The sequence below is a fragment of the Sphaerisporangium perillae genome, assembly GCF_023276435.1.
Taxonomy (GTDB): Bacteria; Actinomycetota; Actinomycetes; order Streptosporangiales; family Streptosporangiaceae; genus Sphaerisporangium; species Sphaerisporangium perillae.
In genome coordinates this window covers 39921-54349 of sequence record NZ_JALLPO010000005.1, presented here as the reverse complement: position 1 = coordinate 54349, position 14429 = coordinate 39921, and the positions used below count along the sequence as shown (strand labels likewise).

Sequence of the window (14429 nt, the reverse complement as noted above, 5' to 3'; positions counted from 1 at the left end):
CCCCCGCTACTGGTCGGTGTCGATGAGCCTCGAGACGCGCTCCCCCTCAGCGCGATCCGTCACGTGAACCCGATCCGCCTGATCGGGCCGGTCCGGACGGCCGGGCATGTCGCGCAGCAGGTGCTGCGTGACCTCCCACAGCACGTGGTAGACCGTCGTCTGCGCCTCCTGGATGCGGTGCACGGACGAGGACGGGATCACGAACAGGTACTGAAGGACGTCCAGCTCCGCCAGCTCGGCGAGCCTTCCCCCCTGGTAGCCGGCCAGCCCGACGGTCAGCAGGCCCCGACCCCACGCCTCCTCGAACGCCTGGACGAGGTTGGCCGACCCGCCGCTGGCGGACAGGCCGAAGGCGATGTCGCCGGGCCTGCCGAGCGCCGCGATCTGCCGGGCGAAGACGACGTCGAACCCCACGTCGTTGGTGAGCGCGGTGACCACGGCGACGTCGGAGGTCAGCGACAGGGCCGGCAGCGGCCGCCCGTACCGGGGACGCAGGTAGGCGGTGGCCACCTCCTGGGCGTCGGTGCTGCTCCCGCCGTTGCCGAACGCGAAGAGCCTGCCACCCGCGGCGAAGCTCGCCGCCATCGCCTGCGCGCACTCCGCGAGCCGGTCGGCGTGCAGCCCCGCCACCTGCGTGCGCAGGCGGACGATCTCGGCGGCCTTGGTCTCGGTGGACCGGTTGACGGGGTCCTCGCGCTCGGCACGCCGGTCGCGCTCGCCGGAGGGCGCGTGGCCGTGCCCCTGCAGGAAGGGATACAGCCGGCGTATCCCTTCGGAGGACGCCTCCGCCTCCTCATCCGTGGCCATCGCCGCCCCCCTTCGCGTCCCCGCTCCGCCTCGGGTCGCCGCTCCCCTTCGGGTGGTCGTTCGCCCTGCGGGCGCCGCTCCCCTCCGGGACGTCGCCCGCTCTCGCGATGACGGCGAGGGCCTCCTTGGCGTGCACCAGGACGGTGTCGCCGGCGGCCGCGTCGACCAGCGCGACGCTCACCTCCTCGCGGACGCCGTCGATCTCCACGACCGCGAGCCCGTCGTCCAGGGGCCGCACCACGAGGGCGGGCAGGGCCTGGTCGGAGCAGGTGAGGCACACCCCCTCGGGGCCGTCCGCGCATGCGGTCATCGGCCCGCCTCCGGACGGGTCCGGGCGTGGAAGACGTGGACCAGCTCCCACAGGACGTGGTACATCGTGACGTGGATCTCCTTCACCACCGCCGCGTCGCCGGAGCGGGCGACGAGCGCGTGGTCGACGGCCGGGCTGCGCGCGATGGCGCCGCCGTCGCCGCCCAGCAGGGCCATGGTGAACAGGCCCAGCTCGTGGGCGGCCTCCAGCCCCTTGAGGACGTTGGCGCACCAGCCGTCCGGCGAGACGCCGAGGGCCATGTCCGCCGGGTCGGCCCAGTGGCGCACCTGGTGGGCGAACACCTCGCCGAAGCCTTCGCTCGCCCCGACGGCGGACACCGTGGCGGCGTCGTTGCTCAGCGCCATGGCCGGCAGCGCGCGCTTGCCCACGATCACCGGATGCATGAACTCCACCGCGATGTGGGAGGCGTCCGTGCCCGCGCCGCCGTTGCCGAAGACGATCAGCTTGCCGCCGCGGTGGAACCTCGCGGCCATGGCGCGGCAGGCGCGCGTGATGCGCTCGGAGTCCTCGGCGAGACCGCGTCCCGCCGCCTCCCGCCGGGTGAAGGCTTCGCTGACCGCCAGGCGCGTGGTCGACGTCACAGGCATGTTCACGCTCCGTTATGTACCGTAGTCGTCAGGCTACGATCCGTACGCAGCGGACCGACATCCCAAGGCGGACAACCCGGAGTAAAGGCTTGATCTCCTACGCCGTGGGATGGACCTCGCGCCAGTGCACGGTCCGCAGATGGCGGGCGAACCAGTCACGCGCCAAGTGGGCCGCCTGGTCCAGCGTGCCGGGCTCCTCGAACAGGTGTGTCGCCCCGGCGACGATCGCGAAGGCGGTCGGACCTGGGATCTGCTCCATCGCCTTGCGGTTGAGATCGATCACGACGGTGTCGTACTCCCCGACGATGAGGAGGGTCGGCTGGTGGACCAGGCGGAGGAAGTCACCGGCGAGGTCCGGCCGGCCGCCCCGCGACACGACCGCCTGGACCGTGGCGGGACGTTCGGCCGCGGCCACCAGCGCCGCCGCGGCGCCCGTGCTGGCGCCGAACAGCCCGACGCCGAGGCTGGCGAGCGGCTTGTACCGCGGCAGCCAGTCGGTCACCGCGACCACGCGCTCCGCGAGCAGCCCGATGTCGAAACGGAGCGCCGCGGTCAGGGCGTCGACCTCCTCCTCCTCAGGGGTCAGCAGGTCCATCAGCACCGTCGCCAGCCCCGCGGTGTGCAACTCGGCCGCGACGTGCCGGTTGCGCGGGCTGTGCCGGCTGCTGCCGCTGCCGTGCGCGAACACCACCACGCCATGGGCGGGCCGCGGCACCGTGACGTCCGCTCCGAGCGAGACGCCCACCGCCGGGATCGCAAGGCTCTGCCGCTCGACCATCATGTCCTCCTGCCGGGTCGTGATCCTCCTGCCGGTCGCCGGTCGTGTGGCCTCCTACCGGTCTTCCGCCTCTCAGACACTGGACGGGTAGGTCCGGGGAAGCTCGCCCTGGTCCCACCGGGCCGTCCGCTCCAGCGGTTCCACCGCCCGCGTCTCGTCCATGTGGATCACCGCGTCGAACTCGTCCCGCAGCCTGGCCCGGAAGTAGTGGCAGCGCCGCTCGGACTGCGAGACGTAGACGGCGGAGATCATCCGCTGCAGGCGCGCGGACCGCAGCACGTCGGCGGTGCGGAGCGCCGTGGCGAACCAGGTGTAGAACTGCTTCTCGCCGACCTCGTGGAACAGCTCCTCCACGCTGTCGGACAGCGCGGGCCGCAGCCACTTGCGTTCGCCCGGCGCTCCCCAGCGGTCGGCCGCGGTGACCGTGCCCGTGTAGGTCGTCATTCCGATGATGCGGCAGTCGTCGCCATGCCGTTCCCGTACGAGCTGGCCGAGGTTGACCTCGCCGCGGCACGCCGCCTCCGTCGCGCGCGCGTCGCCCACGTGGGCGTTGTGCGCCCATACGACGATCTTGGCCGGGCCGCCCCGGACCCGGCCGAGATGCTCGGCGAGCGCGTCCAGCGTGTCGGCCATGTGGCGGTCCCGGTGGTTCCAGGCGGAGATCCGGCCGCACAGCATCGCGCGGTAATGCTCGTCGGCCCCCCTCATGGCCCCGGCGTTCAGCTGCGCGTAGAACATCTCGTCCTCGGCGAGCAACCCCTCCTCGCGCGCGCACCGCATCGCGTCCCGCCGCTGGTCCACGAGGTGGGCCATCATGTCCTCCTCGCTGCCCATACCGGCCCCGCAGGCCGGGCTGAACCCGTAGGGCTCGTCGTCGGGGCCGATGTGGTCGAAGCAGGCGTAGCGCTCGCGGGCGCGGTCGGCGGCGAGCGGGTTGATCCCCTCCAGGAAGGCGACCACCTGCTGCATCGTCCGGTGGGCGCCATAGACGTCGAGGCCGTAGAAACCCGCCTGGCCGGAAAGGCCGGCGAGGATCCGGTCGTTGTGCTCGCGCAGCCATTCCACGAATTCCAGCACCACCATGTTGCGCCACATCCAGCTCGGGAACCCCCGGAAGTCGCGCAGCGCCTCCTCGGCGGTCGCGTCCTGGGTGCGGCCGTGGACGTACCGGTTGACCCGGTAGGCGTCGGGCCAGTCCGCCTGCACCGCGACGGCGCAGAAGTCCCGCTCCTCGATGAGCCGCCGCGTCATGGCGGCACGCGTCGCGTAGAACTCGTGCGTGCCGTGGGAGGCTCCGCCGATCAGCACGTAGTGGGCGTCGCCGATGAGTTCGAACAGCGCCTCGGGCGCGGGAGTGCCGTCCTCGACCGGGACGGCCTCCGCGCGGACGGCGGAGACGTCGCTCGGCCCCTGCCCGCCCGCGCCTGCCTGCGCCGACATCGCGGACGCGCGGAGCAGGTCGCGGACGTCCTCCAGGGTGACCTCCTTGAAGCCCCAGTAGGAGGGGTCGACCACGAAGAACGGCGAGGGGGTGGTCGCGCAGACCACCTCGTCCGACTCCATCTCGAGTTCCTCGAAGGTGGCCACGGAGCAGGCGGGCACGGCCACGATCACGCGCGCGGGCCGCAGCCGGCGCAGGGCCTTGAGCGCGGCCACCAGCGCGACACCGGTGGCGAGGCCGTCGTCGACGAGGACCACCACCCTGCCTTCGACCCGCTGCGGCGAACGGCCCTGGCGGAAGTGCTGCTCCCAGCGGACGATCTCCCGCCCTTCCCAGCCTGCGACGTGCTCCACCACTTCCGGGGGGATGGCGAGGCCTCGGACCAGGTCGTCGTTGAGCGCGATCACGCCGTCTCCGGCGATCGCCCCCATCGCCAGATCCTCCTGGCCGGGGACGCCGAGCTTGCGGGAGAGGAAGACGTCGAGGGGGGCGCCGAGGGCTTTGGCCACCTCGTACCCGACGGGCGTGCCCCCGCGCGGCAGCGCCAGGACGACGAGGTCGGGGTGTCCCCGGTAACGGTCGAGAAGGCCGGCCAGCGCTCGACCGGCATCTCTGCGGTCATAGAAGAGGCGGTCGGACATCGCGGCCCCCTAACGTGCTCGGAGGCGGACCGCCCGGCGACACGGCGCACCGGCGCTGCGGGCGCCGGCACGGGTCTCGGGGCGGTCCTGGGCCTTGTTCGCAGCCTACGCCTTCTCCTCGCCCGGTCCTCCTGGCCGGGTCTCGGGCCAAATCTCGGGCACGGACGGAGGGCGGGGCACGCGGGCGAGCGGGGCAGGCGGGCGGGCAAGGGAGGGCCGATAACGCGTCCCGTCATTAACCGCCGCACCGGATGGAATTTCCTGATCACGACCGCTCTTATCGGCGAATGCCATTAATTTCGGACCGGCCGGCCGGGGAAACCATAATTGACACATCAAAGACGCGGTTTCATAATTACGGCCACGGAAAGCGACACCGTAACCAGAGCGCTCAGGTGGTGTGGTCGTGAGCGAGACGACTCGCGCGTCGACGGTCCGGTCGGCGCGGGAGGTGCTGGCGTGGAGCCGCGATCTGACCCGCCCCGGCCTGCGATCCGCGGTGGAGACCCTGCCGCCCTCGATGCGGCGCGTCGCCGGCTATCACTTCGGCTGGCTGGACGAGCACGGCCTGCCGGCCGCGGTCGGCGGGGGCAAGGCCGTCCGCCCGGCGCTGGTCCTGCTGGCCGCCGAGGCCGCCGGAGGCTCCGCCGCCGCCGCGCTGCCGGCGGCCGTCGCGGTGGAGCTGGTGCACAACTTCTCCCTCCTGCACGACGACGTCATGGACGGCGACGCGACCCGACGCCATCGCCGCACCGCCTGGAGCGTGTTCGGCGTCAACGCGGCGATCCTGGCCGGGGACGCGCTGCTGACGCTGGCCTTCGACGTGCTCAGGGCCGACGGCCGCCCGGCCGTCCCGGAGGCGGCACGGGTGCTCGGCGCCGCCGTGCTCGACCTGGTGGAGGGGCAGAGCGCCGACACCTCCTTCGAGCGGCGCGACGATGTGACCCTGCCCGAGTGCGTGAGCATGGCCGAGAGCAAGACCGGCGCCCTGCTCGGCGCCGCCTGCACCCTCGGCGGCCTGTTCGGCGGTGGCGGGCCGGAGCGGGTCGAGCGCCTGCGCCGGTTCGGCGACCGGCTCGGGCTGGCCTTCCAGCTGGTGGACGACCTGCTCGGCATCTGGGGCGACCCGGCGGTGACCGGCAAGCCGGTCTACTCCGACCTGCGCAACCGCAAGAAGTCCCTGCCCGTGGTCGCCGCCCTGACCTCCGGCACCCCCGCCGCCCGCGAGCTGGCGGCCTTCTACCGGCGCCACCACCCCGCCGCCGCCCCCGGCCTGCCCAACCTCGCCTCGGCACCCGGCCTGCCCCCCACCGGCGCCGGGCCGGCCGACACCGACGCCGGCCTCATGCGTGCCGCCGGTCTGGTCGAGGCCGCCGGCGGGCGGGAGTGGACGCAGGAACACGCCGACGCGCTGCTGGCCGAGGCCCTCGCCCACCTCGCCTCCCTGGACCGCCCCGCGCCGCGCGCCACCGCCGAGCTGCGCGCCCTGGCCCACCTGGTCGCCCACCGCGATCACTGAACGCGCGGCCTCCCCTTCCGCTCGAAGCGACCGGCGCCGGTGCGGTGTCCTGGGTCGCTCGCCGTACGAAGGGCGCCGGTACCGCCGTACCGTACTCGCCGTCACGGCGCCCGATGCACGACCACGACACCGAACGGAAGGGTGGGACCGCCCAGAGACGCGAGTGGACACCGAGCGGAGGGGTGCGACCGCCCGACGACGCAAGCGGACACCGCCCGGAAGGGGGAGACCACCCGGGGACCGCAGAGGTCTCCACGCTGAAGGAGATTCGGCGAACAGGCTCATGCAGCAGGTGACCAGGATGAGCATCCGCCTGCGGCGGCTGGGCTCGGGCACATACAACCAATGCCTCCTATAGCCCGACTTATGCCTATGAGCTGCGGATATATGACGAATCACCGGGGAAGAACGTCTGTCGTGGGGGCGAGCGATGGCCGGTCACCCGCGACGGACCCCGGTTCCACGGGTGTCCGCCGGGTGCCGCGCAGCGCGTTCGGGCCGGGCTCCGCCGTCGCCCGCGCTCAGGGGGACAGCGGCCGGTCATGCCATGCCGCGGCCGATCTCGTCCGGCCGCGGCACGACACGATCTTCGTGGCTGTCCCCCACCCACCGTCGCGCGGCTCGCAGGGGGAGCAGCATGCCCGGTAACAAGGCCGTCGCCTATCTCGGGCCCGGCAGGGTCGAGATCGAGGACACCGACTACCCGGAGTTCGAGCTGAAGGACGGGCCGGGCGTGAACCCCGCCAACGTCGGCCGCAAGGTCGGCCACGGCGCGATCGTCAAGGCCATCGCGACCAACATCTGCGGCAGCGACCAGCACATGGTCCGCGGGCGCACCACGGCGCCGGCGGGCCTCATCCTGGGCCACGAGATCACCGGCGAGGTCGTCGAGACCGGTCCCGACGTCGAGTTCGTCAAGGTGGGCGACCTGGTGTCGGTCCCGTTCAACATCTCCTGCGGCCGGTGCCGGAACTGCAAGGAGGGCAAGACCGGCATCTGCGAGAACGTCAACCCCGACCGGCCCGGCTCGGCGTACGGGTACGTCGACATGGGCGGCTGGGTCGGCGGGCAGGCCGAGTACGTGCTGGTGCCCTACGCCGACTGGAACCTGCTCCGGTTCCCCGACAAGGACCAGGCGATGGAGAAGATCCTCGACCTGGCCATGCTGGCGGACATCTTCCCCACCGGGTACCACGGGTGCGTCACCGCCGGCGTCGGCACCGGCTCCACCGTGTACATCGCGGGCGCCGGCCCGGTCGGGCTGGCCGCCGGCGCGTCGGCGCTCCTGCTGGGCGCCGCCGTGGTGATCATCGGGGACCTGAACGAGGATCGCCTGGCGCAGGCGCGCAGCTTCGGCTGCGAGACCGTCGATGTGTCCAAGGGCGAGCCGAAGGACCAGATCGAGCAGATCCTCGGCGTCCCCGAGGTGGACTGCTCGGTCGACGCGGTGGGCTTCGAGGCGCGCGGCCACGGCGCCGAGGCGGGGGTCGAGCGGCCCGCCACCGTGCTGAACAGCCTCATGGACATCACCCGGGCCGGCGGCGCCATCGGCATTCCCGGCCTGTACGTCACCGGCGACCCCGGGGCCGCGGACCAGGCCGCCAAGGAGGGGTCACTGTCGATCAGGTTCGGCCTCGGCTGGGCCAAGTCGCACGCGTTCTTCACCGGCCAGTGCCCCGTCATGCGCTACAACCGGCAGCTGATGATGGCGATACTCCACGACCGGGTGCGGATCGCCGAGGCGGTCAACGCCACCCCCATCCCGCTCACCGAGGCCCCGCGGGGTTACGCGGACTTCGACAAGGGCGCGGCCCGCAAGTTCGTCCTGGACCCGCACGGGATGCTCGGGTCACGGGCATAGCGTCCCCCGTACATGGATCATGGCCCCGCCCCGGAGAGGACCCCTGTCCGGAGCAGGGCCACGATGGTGACCTGGGGACGGGCCCCGCCAACGGGCTGTCGGTCAGCCGTGGCAGGGCCCGCTGTCGAGAGGGATCAGGAGAGGGGCGGGTAGGCGTTCGCCAGCAGCTGGCGGAACTGCGCCGAGAACCAGGCACCGGAGAGCGGGGCGCCTGACAGGGCACCGGTCGCGTTGTTGCCGTTGCGCTCGTTGCCACCGTAGGTGGGGTCGCACATCCGGTCGAAGCCCTTGCCCTCGTCGTTCGGGATCGCCGTGCTGGAGCCGTCGGACTCACCCGGAGGCTTGATCCAGACGTAGGCGTCGAGACCGGTCGCGGGGTTCGCCCTGGGCCGCTCGCCGAGGCCGGCGCCGCTCTGGTTGCACCAGTTGCCGGCGTGGATCCGGCGGTCGACGCGCGACTCGTTCACGAACGTGTCGACGTTGGTCGACGTGCTCGTCTTGGTCGGGCGGGCCGACCCGCCCCATCCGTTGCGGGAGGTGTCGATCAGCATGCCGATGTTGGACGCGAAGCCCTCCGAGACGAGCCGCTGCCGGAACGCCTGCGCGTAGGTGAGCTCATCGACGTAGAAGTTCCAGTCGATCCACTTGGCCTGCCGCACCGACGTGCCGTTGACCGAGGTGTTGATGGTGAAGTACGGCTCGGTCAGCGCCGAGTAGTTGGCGGTGTTGGTGATGAAGCCGTCGACGCTGGCCATGCCCGCGGTGGTGCCGCGGACGGTGCTGGCGAAGAGCTGCGCGGCCGGGCCGAAGTTGGTGTCCCAGCCGAGCCAGCCGTGGTGCGCGGCGTCGATGTAGGTGTAGACGTTGCTGATCGCGTGCAGCTTGTTCAGGGCGTACTGCACACCCTGCACGTAGGCGCCGGACGACTGCGCCTCCTGGCACGCGGCCAGGTTGGTGTTGGTGATGAGGTTCGGCAGCGAGTCGATCTCGATGATCGTCACGATGCGCAGCGCGGAGTACTTCGAGTCGCTCATGATCGCGGCGATCGGGTCGATGTACTCGGTCTTGTAGCGGTTGAGGCCGTTCTCGGCGATCTTCAGCTCGCCGTTGGAGGCCAGCGCCGAGCAGTCACGGTTCGGCAGGTTGTAGATGACGAACTGGACGGTCAGCGGGGAGCTGCCGTTCGAGGCGTCCTGCTGCACGGCCGCGTCGAGGTGCGCCCGCAGGCCCTTGGCGCTCGAGGTGCCGGCGATGGCGGCGATGCGGTCGAGCCACACACCGGTCGAGACGTTGGCGACGGCGGCGCCGCCCGGCTCGGCCGAGGCCTTGGCGGACCAGTCGGAGTTCACATAACCCGTGGCGCCGGCGTAGGGGTTGTCGACGTGCGTGCCGGGGTTGCCCCCGCCGGTGTCGTTGTCGGCCTCGGTGGCGGTCACCGCGACCGAGGTGAGCCCGGAGGAGGCCACGGAGAAGGCCCGCGTGCCGTTGGTGGTGTCGGTGTCCTCCGCGGCCCGCAGCGTCACGTTCTGGGCGGTGTTCCAGTTGGAGGTGGTGAAGGTCAGGCTGGCCCCGCTCGACACGGAGAGGTCGGAGTCACCACTGCCGGCGGTCGTGGTCACCGTCACGTTGCTCGTCGGCTGCGTCGCCAGGCGGACGGCGTAGGTCGCCGTGCTGCCCTCGGGGACGCTCACCGAGGTCGGGCTGACGACCAGGGACTGGGTGCCGGGGGTGGGGGTGACGGTGGGCGTCGGGGTCGGGGTCGGGTTGCCTCCGCCGCCGTTACACGTCGTGCCGTTGATGGCGAAGCTGGTGGGGTTGCTGTTGGTGCCGCTGAAGGTGCCGTTGAACCCGATGCTCCACGAGGCGCCGGTGGCCTGGCTCCCGTTGTACGACAGGCTCTTCGCGGTCACGTTCGCACCGGACTGCGACCAGTCGGCGCTCCAGCCCTGGGTCACCTTCTGGCTGCCCGGGAAGGCGAAGGTCAGCGTCCAGCTGGTCAGCGGGTCGCCGAGGTTCTTGATCGTGAGGTTTCCGCCGAACCCGTTACCGCCTTCCCATGCCTTCGCATACGTGACATCACACGCGACGGCGGCATTCGCCGACGTCGGGGCGACGGCGATCCCGATGGCGGCGAGCGCTAGCGCTGTCACCGCCGTCAGGCCTCTGCGCCAGGAACTCTTGTGGGGTCCCATTGTCTGTTTGTCTCCCTCATGAAACTGATCGGTCCGCCGCCTTCTTGAGGCGGCCAAGCAGCGCCCAGCTCGACATCGGCGGTGGGAGCGCTCCCATCGTCGGAGTGTTCCGAGAGGATGTACAGCAGATTGCGGGCGGCCACCCGGGGCGGCGGCCCGTTTGCCCGCCGCACCCGGCCCGCCGCCCATGTTGTGCTGTGCAAACACGCGGCACGGCTCAGTGGATCACCACGGAGTCCGATGAAACATTCATCTGGAAGGCGCGCCTACCCGTCCGGGCGCACGGCGCGGCCCGGCGCCCGGACGGCAGCCGGCGAGGTCCTCCAGCGACCGCACCACGTCGAACGGGGAGGGCTGGAGGGTCATCTCCCCCGCCACGCGCGCCGCGGCCTCGGCGTACCGCGGCGTGCCGAGCACCTCCCGGCAGCCCTCGGCCACCGCCTCGGGCGTGATCTCGCCGGGCGACAGGCGCACCCCCGCGCCCGCCCGCACCACCGCGTCCGCGTTCTCGAACTGGTCGTCCATCTGCGGCAGCACCAGCTGCGGGCGGCCCGTCAGCAGGGCCGTCAGCGCGGTCCCCTGGCCGCCGTGGTGCACCACGGCGTCGCACGTCGCCAGCACCTCGGCCAGCGGCAGCCGGCCGGCGTGCAGCACGCCGGCGGGCAGCGGCGGCCACGACGCGGCGATGTCGTCGTCCACCGCGACCAGCAGCTCGATGTCGGGCCGCGCCAGGTCGCGGAGCAGCCTCACCATGAACTCCGGGTCGCCGGCGACGCCGTACCGCGGCAGGAGCGTGCCCAGCGTCACGCACACCCGTGGCCTGTCCCGGCGCGCGAAAGCCCAGCTCGGGACGTGGGCGTCTCCGTTGAACGGCACGTGGCGGACACCGTGGTGGCCCCTCGCGTGCGGCAGGCGCAGGGACTCCGGCCACGGGTCGAGCACCATCCCCGGCTCCGGCATCGCGGAGAGTCCCAGCGCCGCCGGCTCGCCGCCGAACTCCTCGGCCGCGGCGTCCCTGTACTCGTGCAGCCCGGCGACCGACCAGTGGTAGCGCACCCAGGGCACGCCGTGGACGGCCGCGGCGATCGGGCCGGCGAACTCCGCGCGCTCACTGACGATCAGTGTGGGCTCCCACGCGCGTACGAGCGCCGCGATCCCGGGCAGGGCATGGGCCGCGATACGGCCGAACCCGCGCCCGTGCAGGCGGCGCTGCTCGCCCGACCCGCTCGCCACCGTTCCCGCGCCGGCCGCCCGGTCACGGCGGACCAGATCGGTGAACTCGATCGCCGGTCCCGACGACGCGACGGGCAGCCCCGAACGGACGACCGCCGGCACGAAGCTCTCCACCGCGCCGACCAGCACCTCGTGCCCGGCCGAGCGGAACGCCCACGCCAGTGGCACCAGGGGCAGGAAGTGGCCGGGCAACGGCGCCGTGGTGAACAGGATCCGCACGTGTACTACCTCCAGGAGATCGGCGGCCACGCCGTCGGACCCGCGCGCGGGCCCGCGTGAAGCCCCGCGCGCAGACCTGACGCGAGGCCTGGACGAAGACCCGCGTGGGGCGGGCTCGAAGGCCAGCTTGGCCCTGCCACCGCCCCGGATCGGCGTGCCCGAGCGGCTCGCCGGGTCATGTTTGGGTCATCTCCCCCGCCCTCCCCCTCCCACCTGTACGCGACGTCGCAAGCCGTTCGCCCACTTACCGATCCGGACCGTTCATGTGCGGTTCAGCCGCTCTTGCGAGGGTGCCTACGTAGCCGGAGCAAGATCTCTCCGGCGGGATGGAAAGGCAAGACATGGGCCACGGGCACGACCACCCTCACGATCATCCGCATGCTCACCCCCACGACCACTCCCACGGTGCCGAGCACGCCCACGAGCAGGGCGAAATGGCGCCGGTCGTGGACATGTCGGTCCCCGACTCCGAGCTTTCCCCCGGCCAGCTGTCGCGGCGCCAGATGTTCCGGCGCGCGGGCCTGCTGGGCGCCGGCCTGACCGCGGCCGGGGTGCTCGGCACCCAGCACACCGCGGCCGCCGCCACCTCCTCGACCGACCGCGCGAGGCACGCCTCCGAGCCGCGCGACGGCTACCTGTGGCTCGCCGGCGACCACCACATCCACACCCAGCACAGCTCCGACGGCATCTACAAGGTCAGCGACCAGGTCCAGCACGCGAACGCGTACGGCCTGGACTGGATGGTCATCACCGACCACGGCAGCGTCGCGCACGCCAAGATCGGTGTGGAGAAGGTCAACCCCGACATCGTCGCCGCCCGCCAGGCCGTCAAGGACACCCTGGTCTTCCAGGGGCTGGAGTGGAACATCCCGGCCGCCGAGCACGGCACGGTGTTCGTGGCCCCCGGCCGCAACGAGGTCGCCACGCTCAAGGAGTTCGAGAACTCCTTCGACGGCTCGGTCAAGGGCGCCTCGGCGTCCACCCCGCAGAACGAGGCCCTCGCCATCGCCGGGCTGAACTTCCTCGCCGACGCCGTGAAGAACCGCCGCGTCGAGGCCGCTCTGTTCCTCGCCAACCACCCCGCCCGCAAGGGTCTCGACTCCCCGCACGAGATCCGCGGCTGGCGGGACGCGCAGCCGGACATCGCCGTCGGCATGGAGGGCGCGCCGGGTCACCAGGCGGCCGGCATCCCCAAGCCGAACGGCCCGGGCTCCGGGCGCGGCTTCTACGACAGCACCCCCGGCGCGGACTCCTTCCCCGCCTACCCGGCCGAGAGCTACAAGACCTTCGGCGGTTTCGACTGGATGACCGCCACCGTCGGCGGCCTGTGGGACAGCCTGCTCGCCGAGGGCAAGAGCTGGTGGATCACCGCGAACTCCGACTCGCACTGGGTCTACGGCGACACCAGCGACCGCGGCCCCGGCAGCGACTTCGAGGCCAACGGGCGCTACAACGACCCGGTCTACAAGGGGGTCGTCGACCTCACCAAGGGCGACTTCTGGCCGGGCTACTACAGCCGGACCCACGTCGGGTCGAAGGGCTTCTCCTACACCGCGGTCATGGACGGCATCCGCCAGGGCCGCGTCTGGGTCGACCACGGCGGCCTGATCAGCGCGCTGGTCGTGCGCGCCCGCCAGGCCGGCACCGGACAGCGCGGGGTGACCCTCGGCGACACGCTGCACGTCCGCCAGGGCGCCAAGGTCGAGATCGCCATCGAGATCACGCTGGCGAACCAGCCGAACTGGGCGCAGTTCGTCCCGGCCCTGGCCCGCGTGGACGTCATCCAGGGTGACGTCACCGGACCCGCCGCCGACAAGGACGTCTTCACCACCCCCGCCACCAAGGTGGTCAAGTCGTTCGAGGTCGGCAAGAACACCGGGACGGTCACGTTCACCTACCAGGTCGGCGCCGTCGACCGGCCGGTGTACGTGCGGCTGCGCGGCACCGACGGCAACCGCGGCGCCGCCGGTCTGCTCGGCGCGGCGGTCGACCCGGTGGGTCCCCGCATCGACGTCTTCGGGGACGCCGACCCGTGGAAGGACCTCTGGTTCTACAGCAACCCGATCTGGATCGTGCCGCGCGGATGATCCTCGGCCTGGACGCGGGCTCGCGGACGGTCGCCGAGGCCGAGCATCTCCTCCACGACGTGGTGGAGGTGCTCGGCCTCCCGCCCGGGACCGTGGGCTGCACCCATTTCGTCCGCACCGCGACCGGACTCCCGCACGTCGCCTGCTCGCTGACCACCGGAGAGCCGGCCAGGGAAGCCACCAGCGGCGGGGCCGCCGGCCTCGGCACGCTCACCGCCGACCTCGGCTCGCTGCCCGGTGACCTGGGCACCGCGCTCGGTGACCTGGGCACCGCGCTCGGCGACCTGGGCACCGCGCTCGGTGACGCCCGTACGGGGCCGGCGGACCTGGCGGAGGGCGCCGCGCTGGCGGCGGCCGAACGCGCCTCAGGGTCGGGCGGGCGGCTGGTCCTCTATCCCGGCAGGGCGGAGCTCACCGGCACACTGACCGTCGCCGACGTGCTGGCCCGCTCGGTGATCGACCGCATCGTCGTGCTGGGCGAGCCGGAGGCGCCCTCACCGGACACGCCTGTCGCGACCAACGACCACGTGCGGCCGCAGTGGCGCGACGGGCAGGTCGTCCTGCTCGCCATGCCCGCCTCCGGCGAGCGCCTCATGCCGGCCGAGGTCCCCGACCCCACTCCCTGCCTGCGCCGACCACGGGTGACCGGCGGCGAGGTCACCTAACGAGGCAGGCCGTCGCCAGCCGGCGGGAAGCTCAGCGGCGGTGCGACCTCGCGGGGCCGGCGTGGCCG

The 14429-nt window shown here is 72.3% G+C and carries 11 protein-coding genes; 4 read left to right on the top strand and 7 right to left on the bottom strand.

The annotated features are described in order from the left end of the window. Positions 1-6: 6 nt before the first annotated feature. The 5 genes from MYF83_RS06315 to MYF83_RS06295 form a co-directional block, all read right to left on the bottom strand. Positions 7-807 carry a D-sedoheptulose-7-phosphate isomerase gene (locus tag MYF83_RS06315; RefSeq protein WP_248959227.1) on the bottom strand — a complete coding sequence of 267 codons (801 nt, stop codon included), beginning with the start codon at positions 805-807 and terminating at the stop codon, positions 7-9. Beyond that, positions 794-1117: a HypC/HybG/HupF family hydrogenase formation chaperone gene (locus MYF83_RS06310; RefSeq protein WP_248959226.1), complete on the bottom strand. Its 324-nt coding sequence runs from the start codon at positions 1115-1117 to the stop codon at positions 794-796. Before MYF83_RS06310 ends, MYF83_RS06315 begins: the two co-directional genes overlap by 14 nt. Then, positions 1114-1725, bottom strand: coding sequence for a D-sedoheptulose-7-phosphate isomerase (locus MYF83_RS06305; protein WP_248959225.1), 612 nt, complete (start codon positions 1723-1725; stop codon positions 1114-1116). Before MYF83_RS06305 ends, MYF83_RS06310 begins: the two co-directional genes overlap by 4 nt. 97 nt (positions 1726-1822) lie before the next feature. Further along, positions 1823-2506 (bottom strand): dienelactone hydrolase family protein, encoded by a 684-nt coding sequence (locus MYF83_RS06300; protein ID WP_308201407.1) that lies wholly within the window; start codon positions 2504-2506, stop codon positions 1823-1825. Between the two features lie 69 nt (positions 2507-2575). After that, positions 2576-4585 carry an erythromycin esterase family protein gene (locus MYF83_RS06295; RefSeq protein ID WP_248959224.1) on the bottom strand — a complete coding sequence of 670 codons (2010 nt, stop codon included), beginning with the start codon at positions 4583-4585 and terminating at the stop codon, positions 2576-2578. 406 nt (positions 4586-4991) lie between these two features. Between MYF83_RS06295 and MYF83_RS06290 the strand changes: the two genes are divergently transcribed. Together MYF83_RS06290 and fdhA are read left to right on the top strand one after the other, a co-directional pair. Continuing rightward, positions 4992-6104 carry a family 2 encapsulin nanocompartment cargo protein polyprenyl transferase gene (locus MYF83_RS06290; protein ID WP_248959223.1) on the top strand — a complete coding sequence of 371 codons (1113 nt, stop codon included), beginning with the start codon at positions 4992-4994 and terminating at the stop codon, positions 6102-6104. Between the two features lie 637 nt (positions 6105-6741). Next, on the top strand, positions 6742-7965 hold the full coding sequence (gene fdhA, locus MYF83_RS06285) for a formaldehyde dehydrogenase, glutathione-independent (protein ID WP_248959222.1): 1224 nt from the start codon (positions 6742-6744) through the stop codon (positions 7963-7965). A gap of 134 nt (positions 7966-8099) precedes the next feature. On the opposite strand, the gene MYF83_RS42460 is transcribed toward fdhA, so the two are convergent. Continuing rightward, positions 8100-10157 (bottom strand): glycoside hydrolase family 6 protein, encoded by a 2058-nt coding sequence (locus MYF83_RS42460; RefSeq protein WP_279339190.1) that lies wholly within the window; start codon positions 10155-10157, stop codon positions 8100-8102. A 249-nt stretch (positions 10158-10406) separates the two neighbouring features. Further along, positions 10407-11609, bottom strand: a complete 1203-nt coding sequence (locus tag MYF83_RS06270; RefSeq protein WP_248959221.1) for a nucleotide disphospho-sugar-binding domain-containing protein — start codon at positions 11607-11609, stop codon at positions 10407-10409. A gap of 434 nt (positions 11610-12043) precedes the next feature. Here MYF83_RS06270 and MYF83_RS06265 point away from each other — a divergent pair, with 434 nt between their 5' ends. After that, positions 12044-13696, top strand: coding sequence for a PHP domain-containing protein (locus MYF83_RS06265; protein WP_248959220.1), 1653 nt, complete (start codon positions 12044-12046; stop codon positions 13694-13696). Next, positions 13693-14361, top strand: coding sequence for a hypothetical protein (locus MYF83_RS06260; protein ID WP_248959219.1), 669 nt, complete (start codon positions 13693-13695; stop codon positions 14359-14361). The genes MYF83_RS06265 and MYF83_RS06260 overlap by 4 nt, the downstream gene beginning before the upstream one ends. The last annotated feature ends 68 nt before the right edge of the window (positions 14362-14429 follow it).

What these genes read in the sequence shown, in the direction of transcription:
- MYF83_RS06315 (WP_248959227.1), bottom strand. Translation starts at nt 807, where the DNA reads ATGGCCACGGATGAGGAGGCGGAGGCGTCCTCCGAAGGGATACGCCGG.
- MYF83_RS06310 (WP_248959226.1), bottom strand. Translation starts at nt 1,117, where the DNA reads ATGACCGCATGCGCGGACGGCCCCGAGGGGGTGTGCCTCACCTGCTCC.
- MYF83_RS06305 (WP_248959225.1), bottom strand. Translation starts at nt 1,725, where the DNA reads ATGCCTGTGACGTCGACCACGCGCCTGGCGGTCAGCGAAGCCTTCACC.
- MYF83_RS06300 (WP_308201407.1), bottom strand. Translation starts at nt 2,506, where the DNA reads ATGATGGTCGAGCGGCAGAGCCTTGCGATCCCGGCGGTGGGCGTCTCG.
- MYF83_RS06295 (WP_248959224.1), bottom strand. Translation starts at nt 4,585, where the DNA reads ATGTCCGACCGCCTCTTCTATGACCGCAGAGATGCCGGTCGAGCGCTG.
- fdhA (WP_248959222.1), top strand. Translation starts at nt 6,742, where the DNA reads ATGCCCGGTAACAAGGCCGTCGCCTATCTCGGGCCCGGCAGGGTCGAG.
- MYF83_RS42460 (WP_279339190.1), bottom strand. Translation starts at nt 10,157, where the DNA reads ATGGGACCCCACAAGAGTTCCTGGCGCAGAGGCCTGACGGCGGTGACA.
- MYF83_RS06265 (WP_248959220.1), top strand. Translation starts at nt 12,044, where the DNA reads ATGGCGCCGGTCGTGGACATGTCGGTCCCCGACTCCGAGCTTTCCCCC.
- MYF83_RS06260 (WP_248959219.1), top strand. Translation starts at nt 13,693, where the DNA reads ATGATCCTCGGCCTGGACGCGGGCTCGCGGACGGTCGCCGAGGCCGAG.